The organism is Clostridium peptidivorans, assembly GCF_900205925.1.
Lineage (GTDB): Bacteria > Bacillota > Clostridia > Clostridiales > Clostridiaceae > Clostridium_AK > Clostridium_AK peptidivorans.
Window position 1 is genome coordinate 20,936 of record NZ_OAOD01000007.1, and the last position, 25,061, is coordinate 45,996.

Genomic DNA, 25,061 nt, shown 5'->3' on the forward strand with positions numbered 1-25,061 from the left:
GCCATGTATTTTTATCAATACATGGCTTTGTAATTAATTTTAAAATAATTTATATGTAAAATCGATACAAGTAAACATTCTTTTATCAAATATCCTAAAGTGCTATTCACAGCTTTTTATAATATCTCCCATAACAAGCATCATAACATTATTTCCTCTACCTGCTCTATTTTGTGACTTTATAGATGCTATGTTCAACTTCTTTTCATTTTCATATTTAGATATTAAATGTAATCCCTGTAACTTATCATCTATCACACATCCAAATAAAACTTCATCATCATCTTTTAAGCTTATACCTGTAACTCCCGAGGCAACTCTTCCCATAGGACTTACAGATTCTTTATCAAATCTTATGCACATAGCTCTTCTAGTCATTATTATCATGTCATTTTTTTTATCAGAACAAGCAAAGTCTATAGCCACTAAGCCATCATGTTCTGACTTAAATTTATATGAAGTAGTTATGCTATAATCTTGGTTAAATTCTTCTAAAGAAGTTTTCTTTACTAGTCCCTTTTTAGTAAAGAAAAGTACCTCGTCAAACTTTGTTTTTGAATCTAGAGCTATTACATTCAAAATAGTTACTTCTTTTAAATTAAGCTCCATGATTTCAAGAAGATTTATAGATTTATCTGGTATATTTTCAAGCATAAAAGCTGGTATTCTAATTACTTCTCCATTATTTAAAAACAAAAGAATTTTATCTGAAGAATTAGTACTTATTTTAAAATCATACTTTTTAATACCATTCTTAAACTCTCTTAAATTACCGTCCTTACCTAATAGTAGTTGAAAGCTCTTAAATTCATAGTTTTCTACAGCTTCAATTTCAATTACTTCATCTTGCGGACTTAAGTTAAACATTTGCTGAGGCAATATGTTTCTATCCGCTATCTCAAGCTTTGGCTCTTCAAATGTAAAATTAAGGCCTAATCTAGTTTTCACATGAATAAACTGTTCTTCTCTATCTCTATCTATTAAATATGCCTTAATTAATTTGTCCTCATTTTTAAGTTTAAGTGCCATAAGTTTAGAATAATTTGTACTAAATTTATCTAGTGGAGTCTTTTTAACTCCTCCTGTAGAAGTGATAAACATTATATCCTTTTGAGCGACAAAATTATCTATTCCATATGCATCTATTATTTTTTCTTCTTCTAAATTTATTCCCTTTATGATTACATCTATCTTTTCGCCTTTTTCTTTCCACTTCATTTCAGGGAGAGCTATAGTTCTTGTCTGATACATATTTCCTTTATCTGTAAACACCACAAGAGTGTCCTTTGTATTTGCAAATATTAAGAACTTATTATAGTCTCCTTCTCTATACTCGATTTCATCCACATCAGTATTTGAACGATTATAGGTTTTAAGAGGAACTCTTTTTATAAATCCTTCATTTGATAAGGTAATTACTACATCCTCTTCTACTATTATTTCTTCTATATCAATTTTAGCTTCTTCATCGTCTTCTACTAGTAAAGTTTTTCTGTCATTTCCGTACTTATCCCTTATTTCAATAAGTTCTTCCTTTATTACACTTAAAAGCTCTTTTTCACTTTGGAGTATCTTTTTTAGCCTTTTTATTTTTTTATCAAGTTCCTTATATTCCTTTTCAAAGGCTGTTATTTCAAGTCCTGTAAGTCTATAGAGCATAAGTTCAAGTATGGCTTCAGCTTGAGTATCTGTAAATTGAAATTTATCCATAAGATTTTTTTGTGCATCTTTTTTAGATTTAGATGCTCTTATAGTTTCAATAATTTGATCCATTATATTTATTGCTTTTATAAAGCCTTCTATTATATGAAATCTTTTTTCCGCTATTTCAAGTTCTCTTTTAGTTCTTCTTGTTACTACATCCTTTTGATGCTCTACATAATAAGTTATTATGCTTTTAAGTCCTAATGTTTCAGGTTTTCCATTGGCTATTGCTACCATGTTAAAACTTAAATTACTTTGCATGTCTGTTTTTTTATAAAGATATTTTAGCACCTTTTCTGCCATATCTTCATCTACAGATTTTTTAAACTCTATAACGGACCTTATTCCTGTTCTGTCCGATTCATCTCTTATATCACTAATAGGCTCTAGTGCTTTTGAATGCCTTTTATCTGCCGTCATAATAGATATTGTTTCTAAAAACTTTGCTTTACTTCTTCTGTATGGGAACTCCGTTATAACTATTCCAAGTCTTCCACTTTCAAGTCTTTCTATATTTGCTTTTGCTCTTAAAGTTACCTTTCCATTTCCTGTTGCATAAGCACTTTCAAGTGAATTTTTACCTATTACTATTCCTCCAGTAGGAAGGTCTGGCCCCTTTATATATTGCATAAGTCCTTTAGTATCTATATTTGTATCATCTATGTACGCTAAAGTACCATTTATGACTTCCTTTAAGTTATGAGGCGGAATGTTTGTTGCAAGTCCTACAGCTATTCCAAAGGTTCCATTTACAAGAAGATTTGGATATCTTGCTGGAAGCACCTCTGGCTCCTGTTCTGAATTTGAGTAGTTATCCACCATATTTACTACACCTTTATCTATGTCTCTTATCATTTCCATGGAAATATTCGTAAGCCTTGCTTCGGTGTATCTCATTGCAGCAGCGCTGTCTCCGTCCTGACTACCCCAATTCCCGTGTCCATCAATCAAGGGTTCTCTGGTTGCAAATTCTTGAGCAAGTATTACCATAGCGTCATAAACTGAGCCATCTCCATGAGGATGATACTTACCTAAAATATCTCCAACAATTCTAGCTGACTTATAATATGGCTTATCGGGAAATGCTGAAAGCTTATAAGCTCCATATATTATCCTTCTATGTACAGGTTTTAATCCATCTCTAACATCAGGTAACGCTCTATCCTTTGCAACTTCCACTGCATAAGGAAGATAATTATCTGGCATAGCTTCTTCAAGTGGTATTGAAATTATATTATTATCCTTAGGAATGTCAATCTTTTTTGCCATACTTTCGCCTCCTAAAATTCTGCGTATTTATACATATAATTTTTTCTTGGCTCTACTACATCTCCCATAAGTAAAGATACCATTTTTTCAGCCTTTGCAGCATCATCTATGGTAATCCTTTGAATAGTTCTAGTTTCAGGATTCAATGTAGTTTCCCAAAGCTGGTCTGGATTCATTTCTCCAAGTCCTTTGTATCTTTGAAGTAAATATCCCTTTCCAACTTCCTTTTTAACTTTCTCAAGTTCTTCATCACTATACGCATATTTTACTATACTTTTCCCCTTGCTTTCCTTATATACCTTATATAATGGAGGCATTGCAAGATAAAGATGTCCATTTGCAACCAAAGGTCTCATATATCTATATATATATGTCATCCACAGAGTTCGAATATGATATCCATCCACATCCGCATCAGACATTATTATTATTTTATCGTATTTCAAATCTTCTTCTCTATAATTATCAAGTACTCCTGTGCCTATGGCTGTATTAAATATTTTAAGTTCTTCACTACTTAATACATTTTCAAGCTTTTGCTTTTCTGTATTCATTATCTTACCCTTAGAAGGCATAATAGTTTGAAATCTTCTATCCCTTGCTTGCTTTGCAGAACCTCCAGCGGAGTCTCCCTCAACTACTATAAACTCTGCGCAAGAAGAATCTTTTAGCGTACATACGGCTATTTTCCCTGCAAGTGGTGCAGTTCCCTTTCCTATCTTTTTCTTTTCAGCTTCGTTTATCTTTTTAATTTTTTCTCTTCTGGCTGCTGCTTCTATAGCGTTATTTATTATAATAGTTGCTGTTTCCTTATTATCTTCTATCCATTCAGAAAACTTAGTATATGTTAAATCATTCATCATGGTATAAGCTTCATTATTACCTAATTTAGTTTTAGTTTGCCCTTCAAATACGGGATTTGTAATCTTTATTCTTATAATTGCGGTGATTCCCTCTCTTAAGTCATCTCCTTCAAATTCCTTATCCTTTTCCTTAAGCAAATTAAGTTTTTTAGCCCATTCTTTAAAGACTCTTGTCATACCAGTTTTAAATCCTGTTTCATGGGTTCCTGCTTCTGTGGTTGGAATATTATTTACGTAACTTGCTATGTTTTCTGTAGTAGAATCTGTAAATTGAATACACACTTCCCCATACATATTAAGGCCATTTACTTCCCTTTCACCTTCAAATAATATTGGTGGATTGTGAAGAACAGTTTTACTTTCATTTAGGTAATCCATAAAATCTAAAAGTCCTCTTTCAGAATGATATACCTTTTCTATTACTTCTTCCTTTCTATTGTCCACAAGTATTAAAGTTATTCCTTTATTTTGAAAGGCTAATTCTTGAAGTCTTTGATCTATTACATCAAATTTAAATTCTGTAGTTGAAAACACTTCTTTATCAGCTAAAAATGTAATTTTAGTACCTGTTTCCTTAGTATTTCCCACCACTTCAAGCTTTGTTACAGCTGTTCCAGGCATCTTTCTTTTTGATTGCTTATCGTAAGCATATTCAAATCTTTGCTTGTATATATTTCCATTTTGTTTTACTTCTACTTCAAGCCACTCTGAAAGCGCATTTACAACAGATGCTCCAACACCATGAAGCCCTCCTGAAGTTTTATATATAGAATTATTAAATTTACCTCCTGTATGAAGCTCTGTAAATACCATCTCCACACCAGATTTTTTCTTAACCGGATGAATTCCTGTAGGTATTCCTCTTCCATTATCCTGAACACTAACTGTTTTATCTTTATTTAAAGTAATTATTGCTGTATCTCCATAACCATTTGATATTTCATCAATAGAATTATCTAAAATTTCCCATATACAATGATGTAATCCCTTTGTTCCTGTGGATCCTATGTACATCCCTGGTCTCACACGAACAGGCTCTAATTTTTCAAGTGAAGTAAGGGCTGTGACATCATATACTGAAGTATTTTCTATATTTTTTTCCACGTTAATTCCCCCTTGCCACGTCTCAAGTTTAGATTATATCAAAATTTCAAAAATAAAACAAACGTTCCCTTCATAAAAAGTTGCAACAATTTTTGTTGATTAATAGTTAATTTGTATTAACAAATAAAGCCCTAAACTCAGCATATGTGCTAAATTTAGAGCTCGTAGCTTAATCAACAGTTTAGATTTCTTCTTACTCTATATCCATATGCAATTTTTAATATTTCTGCATCTTCTAAGAGATAAGATATATCTTCTGATGCTGCAAATTTCACTCCATCTAACTCATATACTACATCATCTTCTCTTTGCTCATCCAGAGCAACTCCAAGACTTGGCCCTCCTCAGCCATAGCTTGAAATTTTAATTCTCACTACCTGATTTTTTGTTTTTTCAATGTCTATTTTAAGCAAATCTAAAACTTCCTGTGATGCTAATATCTTCATAGCTGCACCCCACTTTATTTTATAGTTAATATTCGATAGTCAATGATGAATATTTAGATAGAAAGTTTTTTATAAAACTTCTATGATTATCTTTTGTTTCATTTAAAGATTATATACTTTACATTTTTAATTGGATTTCTATTTTCACAAATGCTTAAAATTTGCATATAAAAATACTAGGAACTTAATTATTTCCTAGTAAAGAAAGGAGGCGAAATTTATGTCAAGTATAGCACTTCAATATATTCTTATAATATTTCTTGTAATTGGGATAGCTTACTTCGTATATTTATTAAAAGACAAAGGAGTAGGCATTAAAGATGACTACTTTGGCATAGCATCCTTTATACTATCTACTTTAGCAAAAGATGAAGCTACTCCTGAAAATGTAAAAAAAATAATTCGCGCTGTAGGAAAAGCTGTTGAATATGTAGAGATTAATTTTAAAGAAGAAGATAACATTATGAAAGAGGACACCGCGATGGAACTTTCAAAAGAAGCACTTGCTGCATTAAATTTAACAAATCCACTATCCGAAGACTCTATACGATATATAATTCGTTTAGCTGCAGCACTACTTCCTAAGAAGTAATTCATTTTAAGATAATGTTGAAATTTCAGTTTGAGATTTGTATCTATGAAAGTTGTTCATTTCGCTAACAACGGCTAATATTTATAAATTTCAAATACCTAAGCCTTCTAAACTCGCTGTCGCTCAGACAGTATAAGGCTCTATACGGTATTTGAAATTTATAAACAAAGCCATTTTAAAGCTCATTCAATACTTTCTACAATACAAATCTCATACTTCAAATCTTTAACATTAAAAATATCATTTTAACCTGCTAGGAGAAGAAATTCAGCGAACTGAATTTCAATAATAAACATTATCACTTATTCAGTATTAATCATTAACTAAAAAAGAATTCCCTAATTGGTCTAAGTTCTTTGTCTCTTTTCACATATTCTATAAATTTAGGATAAAGCTCTATTCCCTTTTTCATGTCTTCTACTGCTTCTTCTAATCTTCCAATATTGCAAAGAATACATGCTCTATTGTAATATAATGAGCATTCATCTGGGTTGTATCTAATACCACTACTTAATATTTCTACAGCTTTTTCATATTCATTTTCCATTTTATATAAAAGAGCTAAGTTTAAATAGCTGTATCCATAAAATGCTTCTGATTCAATAGATTTTTCGTAATACTCCTTAGCCTTTGAAACATTTCCAAGCTTTTTATTTATAACTGCGGCATTAAATAGAGCTAAATAATTATATTCATTTATGATTAAAGCTGTTTCTATTTCTTCTAATGCTTTCTCATCTTCATTAAGTTCTTCATATATTGATGCTAAATTTACATGAGCCCAAAAATCCATAGGCTGTATTTCTAATGCTTTAAGATAATTTTCTATTGCCTCTTCCTTTTCTCCAAGCTCATCATAGGCATTTGCCATAAAAAAATATGCCTTTTCATAATCATTATCTATATCAGTAGCCTTTCTATAAAAGCTTATTGCCTCTGTTAAATCACCCATGTTGTCCTTAACTGTTCCAAGACCATAATATGCTCTTGCTTCTTTAGAATTTAAAATTATTACTTCATTGTACATTTTTTCTGACTTATCTAATTCATCTACTTCATCATATAAGAGTGCCAATTTTATTAAAAGTTCTATGTCCCCTCTTCCTGAAGGTTCGCTATAGGCCTTTTCATAAAAGCTTATTGCCTTTGAAATTTCTCTCTTTTCTTCAAACATAGATGCTATATTTTTATAACTTCTAAATTTATAATCCTTGCTCATTTTTTCAACTCCTAGTACATTTTATCTAGCACCTTTTTATTATATATTAAGTTTAAGCAATATTTAAATCAATTATAATTCACCCGCAAAAATTTTAATTAAAAATACTATGATGCCTTATTATTCAATATTAACGACATTTGTATTCCACGAAAATACATCAATGCTATTTGTATGCAATACAGAGATAATATTATAGTTTTTCATTATTTGCTCCTATTTGCTTGAAATTTGTGTTTCATGGAACTTTGCCATAAATTGTAATTATGATATTATATATAATATCACATAAAAAACTCACGCAAAAAGTTATTTGAAAATTCCAACTATTATTGCAACCTCTCAGTCTTTTCATAATCCTATAATCTATTATATTGTTTGCTATTTGGATTTTTAAAATCCTGCAAAATATAATTTATATTAAGAAGGGGGATTAATCAATGAAAAAAATGGGTCTTATTCCAAAACTAATTATTGCTATTATACTTGGAATACTTATTGGTGCTTATGCTCCAACAATGATCGTAAGTATATTAGCAACATTCAACTCAATCTTTGGTAACTTCCTTGGATTTGTAATACCTTTAATTATTCTTGGCTTTGTTGTAGCAGGTATTGCCGATCTTGGCGAGGGAGCTGGAAAGCTTCTTGGAATTACTACTGCTTTGGCTTATGGATCAACTTTAATAGCAGGATTTATTGCATACCTTACAGCAACTTCACTATTTCCAAGCTTTATTCACTCATCTGGAACTTTAGAAAATGCAGTTAATCCAGAGGAAAAATTACTTGCACCACTTTTCAAAATAGATATGCCACCAGTAATGGATGTTATGGCAGCACTTATATTAGCATTCATTTTAGGACTTGGAATTGCTGCAATTAAAAATGAAAAACTTGGGGATACTTTATATAAGATGTCGTTTGAATTCCAAAAGATAATTGAAAAGGTTATTTCGAATATAATCATTCCACTTCTTCCTATTCACGTTGGCGGTATATTTGCTAACATGACACATGCTGGAGAAGTTTCAAGAGTTCTTTCAGTATTCTGGAAAGTATTTTTAGTAGTTATTGCATTACACTTAATAATAATTTTATTTCAATTCACAACTGCATGTACAATTGGAAAGAAGAACTTATTTACTTGCTTAAAAAATCAGATTCCTGGCTATCTAACAGCTATTGGAACCCAATCATCAGCAGCTACTATACCAGTTAATCTAAAATGTTCTGAAAAAAATGGAGTTTCAAAGGCCATTAGAGAATTCGTTGTACCACTATGCGCAACCATTCATCTTTCAGGAAGCACAATAACCTTAACATGCTGCTCCATAGCAGTTATGCTTCTTAATAATGTATCATTCACATTCCCACAAATGGTTGGATTCATAATGATGCTTGGTGTTACAATGGTTGCAGCACCTGGAGTTCCTGGAGGAGCTGTTATGGCAGCACTTGGAATACTTCAGTCAATGCTTGGATTCACAGAAGCACAACTTGGTCTTATGATTGCTCTTTACATTACGCAGGATAGCTTTGGAACAGCTTGCAATGTATCAGGAGACAATGCTATAGCTATTATAGTTGATAGAATTTATAACAAGGATGTAAAACTACCCAATAATGTAAATTACTCAAAATAATATAAATGACTTAAAGGAGGAAACCGCTAATGCAACTTAGATTAAATCTTGATATGGTTAAAAAAGCACAAGAAAATATTAAAGGAGTTGCAAGGAAAACACCACTTTTCTACTCTAGTACTTTTTCAAATATTACTGGATACAATGTATACTTAAAGTGTGAAGATAAACAGAAAACTGGTTCGTTTAAATTAAGAGGTGCATATAACAAGGTATGCTGCTTAACTGAAGAAGAAAAAAGGTGTGGAGTTATTGCATCATCTGCTGGAAATCACGCACAAGGAGTTGCATATGCAGCAACTGCATTTGGAGTAAAATCAACTATATTTATGCCCACAACTGCACCAATGGCTAAGGTTAATGCAACTAAAGGATACGGTGCTGAGGTTGTTCAGTTTGGAGAAGTTTATGACGACTGCTATAACAAGGCTATTGAAATGCAAAAATCTACTGGTGCAACATTTCTTCATCCATTCAATGATGATGAAGTTATGGCAGGACAAGGAACTATAGCACTTGAAATACTTGAAGAACTCCCAGAAGTTGATGCAATCATTGTCCCAATCGGAGGAGGCGGGCTTATATCTGGCATCGCAGTAGCTGCAAAAGCTCTTAAACCATCAATTAAGATAATTGGAGTTCAAGCTGAAATAATAGCTTCTACAAAGGCTTCACTTGAAGCTGGTAAGGTTACTACAGTCCCTGGAGCAAAGTCACTTGCTGATGGAATATCAGTTATGACTCCTGGAGACAAAACCTTTGAATACATTAAAAGATATGTAGATGAAGTTGTAACAGTTACAGAGGACGAAATAGCATTTGCTATGTTCTCATTGATGGATAGATCAAAGCTTATTGCTGAAGGAGCAGGTGCAGCCCCACTTGCAGCACTTCTTGCTGGAAAAATCAATAACGCTCCCAAAAATGTTGTTTCAATAATAAGTGGTGGAAATATTGATATAGCTATGGCTTCTAAAATAATTGATAGGGAACTTACTAAGCTTAAAAGAAGAATTTCCTTTAATGTTCAACTTGTAGATAAAGTTGGTCAGCTTGGTTCACTTATAACACTCATAAGTAAACTTGGTGGAAACATAATAAAAGTAAGGCAGGAACAAAACTGGGATGAAGCTGGCCTTGACTATGCTAATGTAAAACTGGTAATAGCAACTGAATCAAAGGATCACTCAGAGAATATTCTAGATGGTATTAAGGAAAATGGTTATAAATTAATATAGTAAACCTCCATCTCTCTTCCCCTTTTCTATGTAAGGGGAATTTTTTTATGCTTAAAAACCTTAAAATCACTATAACCCTTTAATTTTTTACTTCTTCCTCCTACTCTAAAGGCTATCTTATCATTTATTTTATAAAAATTTTATTTAATAGGTTGACAACTGTGCATATACTGCATATACTGTTAATATAGTACATATACAGTATATACACGCTATACACTTTTAAAGGAGTATAATACATGAATATAATAATTTCTAATAGCTCAGGCGAACCAATTTATGAACAAATAGTAAAACAAATAAAAAAACTTATATTTTTGGGTGAACTAAGTGAAGGTGATGCCCTTCCTTCTATAAGAAACTTAGCTCAAGAGCTTAGAATAAGTGTAATTACTACAAAACGAGCTTATGAAGAGCTGGAAACTGAAGGTTATATTGTTACCATGCAGGGTAAAGGCTCCTTTGTAGCTGCTCAAAATAAGGAACTCTTAAGAGAAAAAAGACTTAGAATAATTGAAGAAAAACTAGCTGAAGCAGTTAAGGAAAGCCAACTTATAAGTTTATCTTTAGAAGAGCTAATAGATATACTAAAAATCTTGTACAGTGAAGGATCTCAGATTGATTAAAAAATTTAGGAGGTTAGTTTTATGAATAATATTTTAGAAGTTAGAGGCTTACGAAAAGAATATAGTGATTTCGTATTAAAGGATATAAACTTTTCTTTAGAAAGAGGCTATATCATGGGATTTATAGGCCCTAACGGTGCTGGAAAAAGTACAACTATAAAATTAATTATGAATCTTATAAGAAAGAACAAGGGAGAAATTAAAGTATTTGGGTTAGATAATATAGACCATGAAAAGGATATAAAACAAAAGATAGGCTTTGTATATGATGAAAATTATTATTATGAAGAACTTACTATAAATGAAATGAAAAGGATAATTTCTCCATTTTATAAAAATTGGAATGAACAAAACTTTCTAAGCTATATTAAACAATTTGATTTAAATCCTAAGAAAAAAATCAAGGAACTTTCTAAAGGAATGAAAATGAAGTTTTCACTAGCAGTTGCCCTATCTCATGGTGCAGAACTTATAATAATGGATGAGCCAACATCTGGACTTGATCCTGTTTTTAGAAGAGAGATATTAGATATTTTGTATAGTTTAATTCAAGATGAAAATAAGAGTATATTTTTCTCCACTCATATAACTACAGATTTAGAAAAAATTGCAGATTATATAACTTTTATAAACAAAGGAGAAATAGTCTTTTCACTGCCTAAGGATGATATACTTGAAAAATATGCTATTGTAAAAGGCAGCAAGGACCTTCTAGATATGGATACAAAAAAAGAATTTTTAAATATTAGTGAAAATTCCTTTGGCTTTGAAGCCCTTACAAATAATACTTCAAAAATACGAAATTTATTTAAAGACAATGTTATTATAGAAAGACCTTCCCTAGAAGACATTATGATTCATACAGTAAAGAAAGTAATATGAGGTGAAACATTATGATTAATCTTATAAAAAAGGATATATTAATTCAAAAAAGGACCTTACCCTTTTTATGTATATTTGTAATTATATTTGCTTTAAATAATCAAATTAATTCTCAAGGCTCTATATATATTATTGGCGTCACAATAGGATATATCTTAACTGTTGGGGCCTTAGCCTATGATGAAGTTTATAATGGAAATATCTTAATAAATAGTTTACCCATAACCCGTAAAAATGTAGTGTTTTCTAGGTATATATCAATATTCTTTTTCACTGCACTGTCTCTTATATTTTTAACTTTTATGTCCTTGATATTTAATCTTATAGGTATTTCAGACCTTAAAATTAAATATATATCCATTACAGATATAAAAACAATAGCTTCAACCGTCCTTATATTAAGTAGTATAATGATTCCTTTATTCTTGAAATTTGGAACAAAATTAGGTAAACTTTTTAACTTTATAGTTTTCTTTATGTTTTTTAGTATTAGCAGTTTTATTATGCAAAATAAAGATGAAAGACTTATTAAAAATATATCAAGTTTTATTGTGAATAATAATGGTGTACATCTTACTATTATAGGTATTATAATTTTAGCTTGTATTTATGCTTTATCCATGTATTTTTCCTTTAAAATATACGACAATAAGGATTTTTAAAGTAGGTGTATTTATGATTAATTTAATTATTAAAGACTTAAAACTTCAAAAAAAAATTTGTATTATTGGTATAGCTTTTTATATTTTCATGATATTTTCCCTTGGTTCTGCTAGTAAAAATATACCTGTGGAATTTAGCACATTGGTATTCAACAGTTTGTATACACTTATGGCAGTTTACATGGTATGCCTTTCAGTACTATATTCAGATGCCTATGACGAAAAAAATAAATCTCATATTATATTAAATAGTTTGCCTATAAATAGAGGCACAATAGTTATATCAAAATATATATCTTTATTTATTTATCTAATGATTTACCTTGTTTCAATACTGATATTTTCAAATGTTTTAAAATTTGTATCTCCTAATTTAAACTCCTTAAACATTGTAGGAATATTATTATCCTTTATGTTGGCTGGATTAATTTTTTCTATATACTATCCTCTTTACTTTAAAATAGGAAGAAAACTGCTTGGAATGTATAGATTATTCATATGGTCTCTAGTAATAATATTTCCTACTATATTTAGCAAATTAATAAAAAAAGTACCTCTATCAACGATACAAAATTTTCTAAATAATATTATAACTAATTATAAATTTTATCTTATAATACTATCTATAATAGCTGTTTGCGCTGTTATATTGTCATGTATGCTCGCAATAAAATTATATAATGCCAGAGATTTAGATTAATGGATAATATAAATCCTTAAATTAGGATTTAGGCTATAAAAAACCTTGGAGTTCCAAGGTTTTTTATAATTCTTATTTTAAACATCTTATTTCTCATTTTAAATTTTATTTATCATTACTCTGCCGCAGCACCTATGAAAATTGAGACAACTTTATTATTTTTAAAGTGAAATATTATTCCATCATAAATTGACCCTAAAACTACTATATCTTGATCTCCAAATCTATGTTCTTCATTTATTTTATCCTTGTATACATTAAGCACTTCACTTTTAGTACTGCCTATTCCAATGCTTTTCCTTGTTTTATAATCACATGGACTTGTTATTTTTATACTCCATACTTGTTGCTCTTCTTTATTTCTTATCATACCTAATTCAATTCCCTTATTTTCATATGTCCATGTTTGATGTTCTAATCGATCTGCTTCCCATATAACTGCCTCAGACTTTGTTTTAGGTTGTCCTGTATTTTTTATTACTTCTTTATCACTAGTGCCTAAATTTAAAAATCCAATTGTCCCTTGTGACTGAGTTCCATTTAACATTTCCTGAGCATATTGATTTATATCACCTTGCCTTCTAATCAAAATAAAGCTAGAAATTCCCAATGCTAAAACTAAAATAGCAATTAAACATATATTTGATTTTTTCATAAGCATACAAGCTTCCTTTCATAAATTTTCTTTATAACTTAAGCTTGCACAAAAATAAAAACAGGAAAGTGCTAGAGTAAAATGTAGCTTTGCTCTCAAAAGCTACACTTACTAACTCCTAGCACCCTAATCATAATTTTCTATTCTATTATCTGCAAAGTTTCCTCATCAAAAATCCAATTAGGGCAATATCTAGAATATGATTTATCCTTTTTCATTTCTGTTCCCATAACTCCTTTGCCACTTTTAGCACCTTTAAGCCCATGATGCATTTTATACTCCTCAAGTCTTTTATTTACTACATTCCAATTTATGTTTTGAAGGAATATATCTATATACTTGGCTCTTTCAGTTGTAAAATCATAAAAATATGCATGCTCATATACATCAAGTACAAGTAAAGGATAACTTTCCCATACAGCACCTACGTCATGGGCATCTGACCCTATTATATGAAGTTTTCCATCTAAAGGATCTATGGTAACTATTGCCCAGCCCCTCATGCTTTGGCCAACCTTTTTTAAATAGCTTAAAAAATTATCATAACTTATAAAATCTCTTTTTATGAGTTGAAGTATTTCACCTGAAGGTCTTCCTTTATCTATACCTGTTATATTCTCAAAATAAAGATTATGAAGTTTTACTCCATCTAATGCATAGGTTTCTCCAAGTTTTAAACTTCTCATGGAACTGTATGTTGGATTTGGATCTTCAAATTCATCTGCATCTTTTGTTATGTTCCATATTTCATTTAGTTTATTTACGTAGCCTTCATAAAGTTTATAATGTGCTTCAAGCTGTTTCAAACTTATTCCCTTCACTGTTGAAAAATTAAATTTTTCCGCTACTATCATAGCAATCTCCTTAAAAAATTTTTCACCTATATATTATATGCAAATTAGTCCTTTTTGTTGAATGATTAGGATTACAAATAAAATAAAACTAAAGTTTTTTAACTCTAATTTTACTTTTAATATCAAGACTTTTTACCCTGAATTATATAAATTGATTAGTAGCGCTATTGTAATGAACTTCAATACTTTCAAGTTTATTTATTATTTCACTTTCTTCTATGTTATAGGTCTTGCATAAATCATCCAAGCTTAAAAATTCGTCTCTAAGTTTCATATTTATAACACTAAGTAATATATATGAATCCATATTTAAAATTCTATCTTTATCCAAGTACATAGTTTACCTCTCCTTGCACTATTTGTATGTTCAGTTTTATATACTTTACATTTTATCTTATATATAATTATATTATAAACTTATTATTTACTTTTTATCATCATTATCTTCTTCAGGCCATTTTATAAGTATTATTGGTATAATTTGATTAGATGAAACAAAAAGTACGCCTTTACCTAGTCTATCCTCAATTTCATCAATTCCTCTTGATCTTATATGCATTTGAATTACATCTCTATCCCTAGTACTTCTTGCTTGTATAGATCCCCTTGAATCTAGATAAAAAATAGCTGCAAGTATTTGTGATTTATTACACCCTATAATTTTATAAAATTGTCTTTGAATATCTCCGAAACTTTCTACTTTAAACAAATCATTGTAAAGCTGAAATAGTATATTAAGCCTTAAAAGTTCATTTTGGGCAGGAATCATTTAAATCCCCCTTCTATTCATTACCCTCTAAGCCATTCGTCAAAGGTTAGAGGCGACCATCCTGAAGGTGGTCTAGGCGGTCTTCCAGGCCTTAAAGGTTGGCCTGCAATAAGTGGTTTTTCTGGCCCAAGAGGTCTTGGCTGAAATAATGGCTCTTCCTTAAAAGGGCTTCCTCCACCTAAAGAACTTATTGTGAATCTTGGGCTCCATGCTACCACTCTTCCCTGTCTGTCAAAAAGTGTTAATTTATTTATAGCTCCTATCCACTGTTCATTTACATTCCACACATATCCATCAGCTATATAAGCTACCCATCTTAAGTTCACATCAAATATATATTGATTATTTACAACCCACGCAACTAAGTTTACGTATCTATCATACAAAGGTTCATAAGGTTCCATTAAGCATTTCCTCCTACCTGTGGCTCACTTACTCGTTTCAAAAGATTTCCATATAATTGAGATAAAAATAACTCTCCACCTTCAGAAAGTAAATCCTCTACTATATCTATGCCTGATCCTCGTATATAAGCTGATACGGTTTTATCCTGTTCAATATTAAAAAATATCCACCTTCTCTCAAACAGATAATAAAGTGCTGCTATTATTTCTATTCTACTACATTCTGGGACATTATAATCTATGCTTACGCAAAATTCATATCCATAAGTAAAAAGATCATTGTATAATTGTACAAGCAAACTATTTCTTAATAAATTTCTCCCTGCTAAAAATAACATATACCCTCCAGCTCTTAAAATGCTTACTATAATATATATATTCCTAATAGATTTTTAGTTCACATTTTTATCATTAATATTTTCTAATATTTTCTAATATTTTTTCAATATTATTTTATTTAAATATTATTTTTCATTAACACTTTTCATCTAATCTGCATAGTATATTATTGGTAATCTTAAAAAGGAGAGTAAATCATGTATATTGATGATTTTGAAGACTTTTACAGATCAGATGAAAGTGAATTTGTAAATGAGTTTAATTCTCGTGATAACTTTGATGAAGATGATAACTTCGAGGAGTTTGATGAATTTACTGACTTTGAAGACTCAAATGATCTTAATGATTTTAGAAACGATGATATCTTTAGAGGCTTTGATGACTCTGATGACTCTGATGAATTTGAAGAAGTAGATGAGATTAATGATAGGTCATTTATGTGTCCAGCAAGGTGCCCTTTCTTTAAACAATTTTACAGACAAATGCCAACTCCATCATCTCCACCTGGACCCGGACAAGGAAATAGACCTCCAAGCGGACCTCCACCATCTGTAACTCCTCAAGAGCCAGTAACAGCATCCGGTGGACCTCAAACATTTGCAGTAGATCCAGGTGCCATAAGAAGATGTGTATTTAGATTTGTATATATTTGGCCTAGACGCGGCAGAAGTTTCTGGATATGGTTAACCTTTGTGGGCCGAAGATCTATAGCTGGCTGGAAATGGGATGGCAGAAGATGGTTTTACTTTGGAATGGATTTAAGAGACATAAGAAGCTTTAGATGCCACTAATGTTAACACTTTTCCCCTAATCCTCATACTATATTATTGGTAATCTTAAAAAGGAGATCACGTAATGTATATTGATGATTTTGAAGAATTTGATGAATTTACTGAATTTCAGTACTTAGATGACTTTAGGGATAATAATACTTTTAGAGACTTTGATGATACTGAGGAAATAGATGAGCCTAATCGCAATTCATTTATGTGTCCAGCAGTATGTCCTTTTTATAGGCAATTTTACAAACAATCTTATAGACAATTCCCACATCCTCTTGGAGTTAGTGATACCGGTGGGCCTAGACAAGTAAATCAACCGCCAAGTGGTCCTCCACCATCTGTAACTCCTCAGGAACCAGTTCAAACATTTGCAGTAGATCCAGGTGCCATAAGAGGATGCCTATATAAATATGTATATATTTGGCCTAACCGCGGCAGTAGTTTCTGGATGTGGCTAGTCTATGTAGGCCGACAATCTATAGCTGGCTGGAGATGGGATGGCAGAAGATGGTTTTATTTTGGAATGGATTTGAAAGACATAAAAAGCTTTAAATGCTACTAATAGAAAAATGTTGAACCTACAGTATGAGATTTGCATTTAGGAAAGAGCTTCTAATGCTTGTTCAATGCTTTCTACAATGCAAATCTCATACTGTATATTCAATATTAAAAATATCACCTATACCTGCTAAAGGAGGAAATTCAGTAGGCTGAATTCCTAAAATATTTTACGACTTGGTACATAAAAATCTTTTAGGGCGTCAGCACTGGAGGTCACAAGAACTTATAAGAAATGAATATAAAAGTTTAATTTGGCATGCTGAAAGGCTCTTAATAAAAATTTGAATGGATAACATTTTACAACCTATCGATTTGCGGGCTTACCAGCCCTTTGCTAAGTATCAATTTATTAAAAGGAAATTTCGCTAAAGGGAAATTTCTTCCTTCAGTCAGTAAACCTAAGTAATATTTTGAATATTGAATAATCATATGGGATTTACATTGTAGAAAGCATTGAGTAAGCACTAAAGGGTCTTTATTTCTGAAATTAAAATATCGTTAAGAACCTTCTGTTGTTTGAGCAAAGCGAGTTTAGAAGGTTTAGATATTTTAAGGACAGAAATATTAGACCTTTTTTGCGAAACGAACGCTTTCCTAAATGTAAATCCCATACGATAGATTCAATATTCAAAATGTCGCAATTTCCTTTTACTATGATCTTTTTCATAAACAATAGCCAATAATTAAGCATACCCCCCTTCCCCTTCCTTATGGTATAATATTTCCGGTGATTATATGAATTTAATAGAAAAAGCAAATGCACTCCCTCATCATCCTGGAGTGTACATTATGAAAGATTCTTCAGATATAATAATATATGTTGGAAAATCTAAAAACTTAAAAAATAGGGTAAAACAATACTTTTATAATGGAAAAAAACCTTCTACCAAAGTAGAAAAACTGGTTAAGAACATAAAAGACTTTGACTTTATATTATGCGATACTGAATTCGAGGCACTGCTTTTAGAAAATAAACTAATAAAAAAGTACAAGCCTCATTATAATAGACTTCTTAAAAATTATGAGAAATATGGCTATATAAAAATTACTAGAGAAGAATTTCCTAAATTAGATGTATGTCTTAATATAGAAGACGATTCTATGCACTTTGGACCTTATACAAGTTATCATATGGCACAGGATGCAGTGAATGCTATAAATGATAATCTTTTAATACGTTCTTGCAAAGATAAAACATTTACTAAATCTTTTGAAGGGTGTTTAAATTTTCATTTAGGAAAGTGCTTAGCTCCTTGTAGAAAAAATATATCTAAGGATACATATGTAAAAGAACTATTTAAGGCTATAAATTTTTTATATAATAAAGACGACTCCATCTTAAAAAACATAGAAAAAAACATGGAAGAGGCATCTCTAGCTTTAGATTTTGATAAGGCGATAAAATTTAGAGATGACTTCAAAGCATTGAATGTTATTTTAAAAGAAACCTCTTTCATTATAAATACTTTAAAATTTCAAAGAAAAGTGCTTGTAGAAAAGCTTGAAAATGAACATAAGCTATTTTTTATAATTGGTTATAAGGTAATACATAAAGAAATTGTAAGTTTAGAATTTAATATGATCCAATCCTATATAAAAAGCAATTGGGAAACTCTACCTTGCAATCAATTTCAAATTAAAGATTACATTCCCAAGGATGAATTAGATGAATTAGAAATAGTTGAATTCTATTTGAATAGAGAAGATAAGGTTGTAATTTAATTTCAATGATGAATTTTTAAAAGTATGCTAATTAATTATTTTAGCATACTTTCTATCTTTATTATTTACCCAATTACCATATTATTCATTTTAGAGGCTAACTGTACCCTTTTACTTTTCACTTATTATTAATTATTGATTTAATCATAGCCCGATTATTTATCTCGAAAGCTTTATCTGGTTGAAGAGATCTAGCTTCTTTATCTTGAAAATTCTTTTTATACTCTTCAAAAATCTTATCTTCATCAAATCCTTCTTGAAATAATTCAAGCACAAAGTTTCTGGTCCTATTTGCAGCTTCCATGCACTTTTCCCAGTATATAGGTGTTTCACTTTCACTTACAAAGCCTAAATGAGGAGATACAATATATTTTGCATTTGTTTTTTGGCATTTTTTGATGGAATCTATTGTCTCCTTATAACTAATTATAAATGAAGAATAAAGCTTTCCTGATTTACTCATAACCCCAGATGTTTCACTCGGAAAAATAACCTGATTATTTACTAAAAATGATAATGAACACTTAGTATGTCCAAGGGTTTCTAGCACAGTAATGGTTGTACCTCCTAAATCTATTAAATCTCCATCTGAAATTTTTTCATCTACTTTCATTAAGTTATCATCATAATTTAATAGTTGACTTTCTCCATAAAGTGCAGCAGCCCCATTGCCAAGTTCTCTAATAGTTTTTAGAGCACTTTCCTTAGTTAAAACATTTTGTGCATATTCTGCTGCCAACACTTTAACATCAGGCCACACCTTCCTTAAATATGGTACTGCTCCAATATGGTCGTAATGAGAGTGACTAAGAAGTATATACTCTAACTTTCTTCCATCCTCAAGCACTTGCTGAATATTTCTGATAAGATTAGAAGCACAGTAAGCCATTCCACAATCAATTAATGCTGTTTTATCTTCTCCAAGTATTAAAAATGCGGTGCTGCTGCCTTTTCCGCTTGTTACATTTATTATATTATTCATTGCTTAATCACCTTTCACACTAAAAATCAGTTTTTTATAATCAAATCTTCATAAAAAGAAACAAGTGGATATTAAACTCTCACTTGTTTTAGTAGCTGTCTATTTTCCTTTATAGCTTTATTTTGCTTTGCAAGTATATATAAGAAGTAAGAAGTCAATACCACTCCTTTTAGCATACTGCTTATACTTATACTCCACCAGATTCCATTAAGCCCCAACATATTTGGTTTTGAAAGCCATATTGCACCTGGTATTCTAAGGGCTGTAAATACTATACCTACTACGGCTGGTGGAATAGTTTTTCCTAATCCATTAAATGCTCCTGCTGTGGTTATTTCATAACACATTAGAAGCTGTGAAAATCCTAAAATTTTTAAATAATCCGCCCCATATGGAATTACATCCACTTCTGGTATAAATACTGAAAATAATGCCCTGCCTCCAACTATTAAAAGTAATGAAGTAGCTATGCCTATAGCACTTATGCCAATCATAGCTGTAACATATCCCTTATTTATTCTATCCCATTTCTTTGCACCAAAATTTTGCCCTATATATGCTCCCATAGCCGTTGCAAATCCTTCTGCAGTCATCCAAGATAATGCTTCAATTTGAGAACCTACCTTTTGCACTGCAATAGCAACATCTCCAAAGGAAGCTACTATTCTTGCAATTATCATGGCAAATATACAAAACATAATATTTTGTAGAGCTACAGGAAGCCCAAAGTGAAATATCTTTTTTAAAATTTTTAAATTAGGTTTATTAAAAATATTTACTTCATTAAACAAGTCAGTTTTTTTGAATATGTTATATAAAAAAATAATCGTTACTACAAATTGTCCAATTATTGTACCTATAGCTGCTCCTGCTACTCCAAGCTTTGGGAAAGGACCTATCCCAAATATTATAAGTGGATCCACAACTATATTTATTAAAAGCCCAATGGTGTTTATCTTAAAAGGTGTTTTGCTATCTCCATATCCATTAAATATTCCTGTAAATACAGGGTTTATAAAGTAAAAACTCATTCCTAAAGAAATAACTACAAGATAGGTTTCTGCCATATGTATTATATTTTTATCTCCTAAGTTAAAAAAACCTATAAGCTGCTTTCTAAATACTATAAGTATTAAAGCATAAATAATTCCTAAAATTATATCAAGCTGCAGAGTATTTTTTACATATTCTTTTACATCTTGTACTTTTCCTCTTCCCATGGATTGAGATACGCCAATTTCTGCTCCAGCTCTAGGTATAAAAATTATACCCGTTGCAAGCCATGTAAAAAAACCTGCTGTACCCACCGCTGCTACAGAGCTGCTGCTAAGTCTTCCTAAATAAATCATATTTATAAGATTACAAGACATTTGAATAAACGACGTGCCCATAATAGGCAGTGATAATTTTATAAGTATATTTAAAATATTTCCTTCTGTTAAATTTAATTTATTCTCCATAGCATTACCTCTCGATTCCCTAAAATTAAGCCTGTACAATTATATCACTTATAACTACAATATAGAAGATATCTTTTAAGTTAATTTAATAAAGCTTTGAGAATCTTATTCCTTAAAGCTATGTATAATTATATAAAATATCCTATATAATATTTTTAGAGGTGATTATAAATGCTTGATGTATGCTTATTAGGCTGCGGTGGCAGTATGCCTACCCCTTATAGATATCTTTCTTCACTGCTTTTATCTTATAAAGGTCATAAAATACTTATAGACTGCGGAGAAGGGACACAAGTTTCTATGAAACTTTTGGGCTGGGGATTTAAGGATATAGATGTTATATGTTTAACTCATTTCCATGCAGACCATGTAATAGGGCTTCCTGGGCTCCTACTTACCATTGCAAATTCAGGTAGAGAAACTCCTTTAACTATAATAGGACCTGAAGGTTTATCAAAAGTAGTCTCAGGCCTTACTGTTGTATCTCCTTATTTACCTTATTCACTTGATCTTATTGAGCTTCCATTTAATGAAAACTACTATGAAGATAAATTATTTGAACTAGGAGATTTGGATATATTTGCGCTTCCTCTTCAACATACTTCTCCATGTTTAGGGTACAGCATAACTGTAAATAGAAAGAACAAATTTAATAAAGAAAAAGCTACTAAAAATAATGTTCCGTTAAAGCTTTGGAATACTTTGCAAAAGGGGGAAATCGTAGAATTCCAGGGGAAAATATATAACCCAGACATGGTTCTTGGAGAAGATAGGAAGGGTATAAAAATAAGCTATTTGACAGATACTCGTCCTATATATTCTATTATACCCTTTGTAAAAAATTCGGATTTATTTATCTGTGAAGGCATGTATGGTGAAGATGATAAGTCTTCTAAGGCAGTAGAAAATAGCCATATGCTTTTTTCAGAAGCAGCTACTTTAGCCAAAAAAGGAGAAGTAAAGGAGCTTTGGCTTACTCATTTTAGTCCATCCCTTATGGAACCTGAAAGCTTTTTAAATAATGCCACAAATATATTTGAAAATACTTTTATTGGAGAAGATAGAAAGATTAAAGCATTAAAATTTCAAGACTGATTATTTTTTCTTTAGCTTACATACAAAAAATCCTTCCATTTCTTCATTTGGGATTACTCTAAGGGCCTTTTTAAGATTATCATTATATTTTTTGTCCTTATATAGGTTTAATCCTTGTATGGAATTCTTTATATTTAAGTTTAAATTCATAACTCTTAAATTTGGATATTTATTTAACATATAATCAACTACTTCTTCATTCTCCTCTGAAGAAATGGTGCAGGTGGAATAAATAAGTATCCCTCCCCTTTTTAATGCTTTAATTCCACTTTCTAAAAGCTTCTTTTGAAGTTTTGAATTTTCACGTATAAATTTAGTACTCCATCCTCTATAGCTTTCATGTCTTTTTATCTCAATTGTTCCCTCCCCTGAACAGGGTGCATCCAGTAAAACCCTATCAAATTTTTCTTTAAATTTATCTCCAAGCACTTTACCATCCATACCTATTACTTCTGTACAGCTTGCCCCTTGCTTTTGTAAATTATATTTAAGTCTTTCTCGTCTTATAGTATTTATTTCATTTGCCATAATCTTCCCTTTGTTTTCTATAATTGACGCAATTTCAGTTGTTTTACCACCTGGAGCTGCACACATGTCCAATATAGTTTGTCCCTTTTCTAAATCTAAAAGCAGTGGCGGAAGCATACTTGAAGTATTTTGAAGATATATACTCCCCGTGTTATAACAACTAAGTTTTGTAATTTGTGATTCCTTTGCCTTATTTAATATAAATGCTTCTTTTACTAAGCTGCTGTTTGAAAAACTTATACTATTTTCACGAAGCTCTTTTTGAATTTCCATAATAGTTGTCTTTAATTTGTTTGCTCTTAATGTAGTCTTTCTTCCTTCTATAAAACTTTTTAGTATAGTATCAACAGTAACAGGAGAATAAATATTATAAAGCGTTTCTAAAAATTCCTTAGGCAGCTTGTAGGCAGCATTTTTTATTTCCATGTGAACCACCCCCATGTTTTGTTGTGTGTAATACTACATTTTATTAATCAACTGTATTTTTTATACATAAAAGCTTATATGTCTCAAAATGCCTTTTTAACATTTCATTTAAATGTTATAATTAGACTAATACTACTTTGACATACTAGTTAAAATTAAGATTTATCATTTGAGGTGGACAATGAAACACGTATTTATAGTAAATCCTACTTCTGGCAAAGGTTATGCTAAAAAATTGATTCCTGTTATTTCAAAAATATGTACTCATGAAAATATAAACTATATTATTGAAATCACAAAATATCCTGGGCATGCTACTGAAATTGCCAAAAACTACTCCTTAGAAGAAAACGTAAGATTCTATGCTGTAGGTGGAGATGGCACATTAAATGAAGTATTAAATGGGATGCTATACAGTTCTTGCTCTTTAGCAGTAATTCCAGCTGGTTCTGGTAATGACTTTATAAAAACTGTGTATAGTCCTTTAACTATAGACAAGCTTATAATGGATTTAATAAATGGAGAAACCAAGCTTATTAATATTGGTAAAATAAACAATAAACATTTTATAAATATATCATCTATTGGAATTGATGCAGAAATAACATATAATGCAAAGATATTTAAGAAAAATCCACTAATTCCATCTAAATTATCCTATTTGTTTAGCATATTTACTACATTAATTAAGTATTCATCTTACAACCTTGAAATTTATATAGATGATATTCATATAAAGGATAAAATTTTACTAATAGCTATTGGAAATGGTAAATATTATGGTGGAGGTATGAAGGTATTACCTAATGCTAATCCATTTAATAATAATTTCGATATATGCGTTGTAAAGAGTATGAGTAAGCTAAATATATTAAGACTATTTCCTGTTTTAATTAAAGGAAATCATGAAAGGTTAAAGGATTATGTTACCTTTTATAAAGGTTCCAACATACAAATTCATTCTAAAGAAAATGTAAAAATAAATGTAGATGGTGAAATATTTGAAAATACGGATATAAAGTTTGAAATTGTTGAAAAGAAAGTAAATTTTGTATTTATTAATTCATAAAAGAGGAGATGTTACAGAGTGTATTTAGTAAGTTCATGTTTAGCTGGAGTTAACTGCAGATATAATGGAGGAAATAGCGAAAATAAAGTTATGTTAAAATTAGTTAAAGAAGGTAAAGCTATAGCAGTATGTCCAGAACAATTAGGAGGATTACCTACTCCAAGGGTGCCTTGTGAAATTATTATAGATAAAAATGGCAATAAAAAAATAGTTAATAGAGAGGGTAAAGATTTAACTAAAGAATTTATGGAAGGTGCAGAAAAGACTTTAGCAATTGCAAAAGATAAAGGTATTAAAAGAGCAATATTAAAATCTAAAAGTCCTTCCTGTGGTTGTGGCCTTGTATATGATGGTACATTTTCAGGTACATTAGTAAAAGGAAATGGTCTAACCGCAGAGCTACTAATTAAAAATGGATTTGAAGTGTATACAGAAAACGATTTAGAAACTGTACCATTGTAAAA

Annotated in this window: 25 protein-coding genes; 13 read left to right on the forward strand and 12 right to left on the reverse strand. The window is 30.6% G+C overall.

Going from position 1 to position 25,061, the window contains the following annotated elements; all coding sequences use genetic code 11:
• Nucleotides 1–102: 102 nt before the first annotated feature.
• Together CRN98_RS07640 and CRN98_RS07645 are read right to left on the reverse strand one after the other, a co-directional pair.
• On the reverse strand, nucleotides 103–2,973 hold the full coding sequence (locus tag CRN98_RS07640; protein WP_097026838.1) for a DNA topoisomerase IV subunit A: 2,871 nt from the start codon (nucleotides 2,971–2,973) through the stop codon (nucleotides 103–105).
• Nucleotides 2,974–2,984: 11 nt separating this feature from the next.
• Entirely contained in the window at nucleotides 2,985–4,940 is a 1,956-nt protein-coding gene (locus CRN98_RS07645) for a DNA gyrase/topoisomerase IV subunit B (protein WP_097026839.1), read from the reverse strand.
• A 666-nt stretch (nucleotides 4,941–5,606) separates the two neighbouring features.
• Here CRN98_RS07645 and CRN98_RS07650 point away from each other — a divergent pair.
• A complete protein-coding gene (locus CRN98_RS07650; RefSeq protein WP_097026840.1) occupies nucleotides 5,607–5,978 on the forward strand; it encodes a hypothetical protein in 372 nt (123 codons plus the stop codon).
• Nucleotides 5,979–6,297: 319 nt separating this feature from the next.
• Here CRN98_RS07650 and CRN98_RS07655 read toward each other — a convergent pair whose 3' ends face one another.
• The gene (locus CRN98_RS07655) at nucleotides 6,298–7,197 is read right to left on the reverse strand and encodes a tetratricopeptide repeat protein (RefSeq protein WP_097026841.1); all 900 of its coding nucleotides are present in this window, start codon (nucleotides 7,195–7,197) and stop codon (nucleotides 6,298–6,300) included.
• Between the two features lie 440 nt (nucleotides 7,198–7,637).
• Here CRN98_RS07655 and CRN98_RS07660 point away from each other — a divergent pair, with 440 nt between their 5' ends.
• The 6 genes from CRN98_RS07660 to CRN98_RS07685 all read left to right on the forward strand — a co-directional run bounded on the left by CRN98_RS07660 (nucleotide 7,638) and on the right by CRN98_RS07685 (nucleotide 12,951).
• Nucleotides 7,638–8,843 (forward strand): dicarboxylate/amino acid:cation symporter, encoded by a 1,206-nt coding sequence (locus tag CRN98_RS07660; RefSeq protein WP_097026842.1) that lies wholly within the window; start codon nucleotides 7,638–7,640, stop codon nucleotides 8,841–8,843.
• 29 nt (nucleotides 8,844–8,872) lie between these two features.
• Nucleotides 8,873–10,081: a threonine ammonia-lyase gene (gene ilvA / locus CRN98_RS07665; RefSeq protein ID WP_097026843.1), complete on the forward strand. Its 1,209-nt coding sequence runs from the start codon at nucleotides 8,873–8,875 to the stop codon at nucleotides 10,079–10,081.
• Nucleotides 10,082–10,320: 239 nt separating this feature from the next.
• Nucleotides 10,321–10,707, forward strand: coding sequence for a GntR family transcriptional regulator (locus tag CRN98_RS07670; RefSeq protein WP_097026844.1), 387 nt, complete (start codon nucleotides 10,321–10,323; stop codon nucleotides 10,705–10,707).
• 21 nt (nucleotides 10,708–10,728) lie between these two features.
• Nucleotides 10,729–11,589, forward strand: a complete 861-nt coding sequence (locus CRN98_RS07675; protein WP_097026845.1) for an ABC transporter ATP-binding protein — start codon at nucleotides 10,729–10,731, stop codon at nucleotides 11,587–11,589.
• A gap of 11 nt (nucleotides 11,590–11,600) precedes the next feature.
• The gene (locus CRN98_RS07680) at nucleotides 11,601–12,251 is read left to right on the forward strand and encodes an ABC-2 transporter permease (protein ID WP_097026846.1); all 651 of its coding nucleotides are present in this window, start codon (nucleotides 11,601–11,603) and stop codon (nucleotides 12,249–12,251) included.
• A gap of 13 nt (nucleotides 12,252–12,264) precedes the next feature.
• A complete protein-coding gene (locus tag CRN98_RS07685) occupies nucleotides 12,265–12,951 on the forward strand; it encodes an ABC-2 transporter permease (RefSeq protein ID WP_179632025.1) in 687 nt (228 codons plus the stop codon).
• A 115-nt stretch (nucleotides 12,952–13,066) separates the two neighbouring features.
• Here the strand turns inward: CRN98_RS07685 and CRN98_RS07690 are convergent, their stop codons facing one another.
• The 6 genes from CRN98_RS07690 to CRN98_RS07715 form a co-directional block, all read right to left on the reverse strand.
• Nucleotides 13,067–13,606, reverse strand: a complete 540-nt coding sequence (locus CRN98_RS07690; RefSeq protein ID WP_143331282.1) for a hypothetical protein — start codon at nucleotides 13,604–13,606, stop codon at nucleotides 13,067–13,069.
• A 140-nt stretch (nucleotides 13,607–13,746) separates the two neighbouring features.
• Complete coding sequence (locus tag CRN98_RS07695; protein ID WP_097026849.1) at nucleotides 13,747–14,460, reverse strand: superoxide dismutase; 714 nt, start codon at nucleotides 14,458–14,460, stop codon at nucleotides 13,747–13,749.
• Nucleotides 14,461–14,602: 142 nt separating this feature from the next.
• Nucleotides 14,603–14,797, reverse strand: a complete 195-nt coding sequence (locus CRN98_RS07700; RefSeq protein WP_097026850.1) for a DUF4250 domain-containing protein — start codon at nucleotides 14,795–14,797, stop codon at nucleotides 14,603–14,605.
• An 87-nt stretch (nucleotides 14,798–14,884) separates the two neighbouring features.
• Nucleotides 14,885–15,229, reverse strand: coding sequence for a hypothetical protein (locus CRN98_RS07705; protein ID WP_097026851.1), 345 nt, complete (start codon nucleotides 15,227–15,229; stop codon nucleotides 14,885–14,887).
• Nucleotides 15,230–15,249: 20 nt separating this feature from the next.
• Nucleotides 15,250–15,633, reverse strand: coding sequence for a 4-fold beta flower protein (locus CRN98_RS07710; RefSeq protein WP_097026852.1), 384 nt, complete (start codon nucleotides 15,631–15,633; stop codon nucleotides 15,250–15,252).
• Complete coding sequence (locus CRN98_RS07715) at nucleotides 15,633–15,971, reverse strand: hypothetical protein (protein WP_097026853.1); 339 nt, start codon at nucleotides 15,969–15,971, stop codon at nucleotides 15,633–15,635. The genes CRN98_RS07710 and CRN98_RS07715 overlap by 1 nt, the downstream gene beginning before the upstream one ends.
• 198 nt (nucleotides 15,972–16,169) lie before the next feature.
• Here CRN98_RS07715 and CRN98_RS17925 point away from each other — a divergent pair, with 198 nt between their 5' ends.
• The 3 genes from CRN98_RS17925 to CRN98_RS07730 all read left to right on the forward strand — a co-directional run bounded on the left by CRN98_RS17925 (nucleotide 16,170) and on the right by CRN98_RS07730 (nucleotide 19,037).
• A complete protein-coding gene (locus CRN98_RS17925; RefSeq protein ID WP_242960862.1) occupies nucleotides 16,170–16,763 on the forward strand; it encodes a hypothetical protein in 594 nt (197 codons plus the stop codon).
• Between the two features lie 64 nt (nucleotides 16,764–16,827).
• The gene (locus tag CRN98_RS07725) at nucleotides 16,828–17,316 is read left to right on the forward strand and encodes a hypothetical protein (protein ID WP_097026854.1); all 489 of its coding nucleotides are present in this window, start codon (nucleotides 16,828–16,830) and stop codon (nucleotides 17,314–17,316) included.
• Between the two features lie 734 nt (nucleotides 17,317–18,050).
• The gene (locus tag CRN98_RS07730; protein ID WP_097026855.1) at nucleotides 18,051–19,037 is read left to right on the forward strand and encodes a GIY-YIG nuclease family protein; all 987 of its coding nucleotides are present in this window, start codon (nucleotides 18,051–18,053) and stop codon (nucleotides 19,035–19,037) included.
• 118 nt (nucleotides 19,038–19,155) lie between these two features.
• Here the strand turns inward: CRN98_RS07730 and CRN98_RS07735 are convergent, their stop codons facing one another.
• Entirely contained in the window at nucleotides 19,156–20,019 is an 864-nt protein-coding gene (locus CRN98_RS07735) for an MBL fold metallo-hydrolase (RefSeq protein WP_097026856.1), read from the reverse strand.
• 71 nt (nucleotides 20,020–20,090) lie between these two features.
• Nucleotides 20,091–21,479 carry an MATE family efflux transporter gene (locus CRN98_RS07740; protein ID WP_097026857.1) on the reverse strand — a complete coding sequence of 463 codons (1,389 nt, stop codon included), beginning with the start codon at nucleotides 21,477–21,479 and terminating at the stop codon, nucleotides 20,091–20,093.
• 171 nt (nucleotides 21,480–21,650) lie between these two features.
• Here CRN98_RS07740 and CRN98_RS07745 point away from each other — a divergent pair, with 171 nt between their 5' ends.
• On the forward strand, nucleotides 21,651–22,574 hold the full coding sequence (locus CRN98_RS07745) for a ribonuclease Z (RefSeq protein ID WP_097026858.1): 924 nt from the start codon (nucleotides 21,651–21,653) through the stop codon (nucleotides 22,572–22,574).
• Here CRN98_RS07745 and CRN98_RS07750 read toward each other — a convergent pair whose 3' ends face one another.
• Nucleotides 22,575–23,528 (reverse strand): RsmB/NOP family class I SAM-dependent RNA methyltransferase, encoded by a 954-nt coding sequence (locus CRN98_RS07750; protein WP_097026859.1) that lies wholly within the window; start codon nucleotides 23,526–23,528, stop codon nucleotides 22,575–22,577.
• Between the two features lie 181 nt (nucleotides 23,529–23,709).
• Here CRN98_RS07750 and CRN98_RS07755 point away from each other — a divergent pair, with 181 nt between their 5' ends.
• Complete coding sequence (locus CRN98_RS07755; protein WP_097026860.1) at nucleotides 23,710–24,597, forward strand: diacylglycerol/lipid kinase family protein; 888 nt, start codon at nucleotides 23,710–23,712, stop codon at nucleotides 24,595–24,597.
• 18 nt (nucleotides 24,598–24,615) lie between these two features.
• Nucleotides 24,616–25,059 (forward strand): 2-thiouracil desulfurase family protein, encoded by a 444-nt coding sequence (locus tag CRN98_RS07760; RefSeq protein WP_097026861.1) that lies wholly within the window; start codon nucleotides 24,616–24,618, stop codon nucleotides 25,057–25,059.
• The last annotated feature ends 2 nt before the right edge of the window (nucleotides 25,060–25,061 follow it).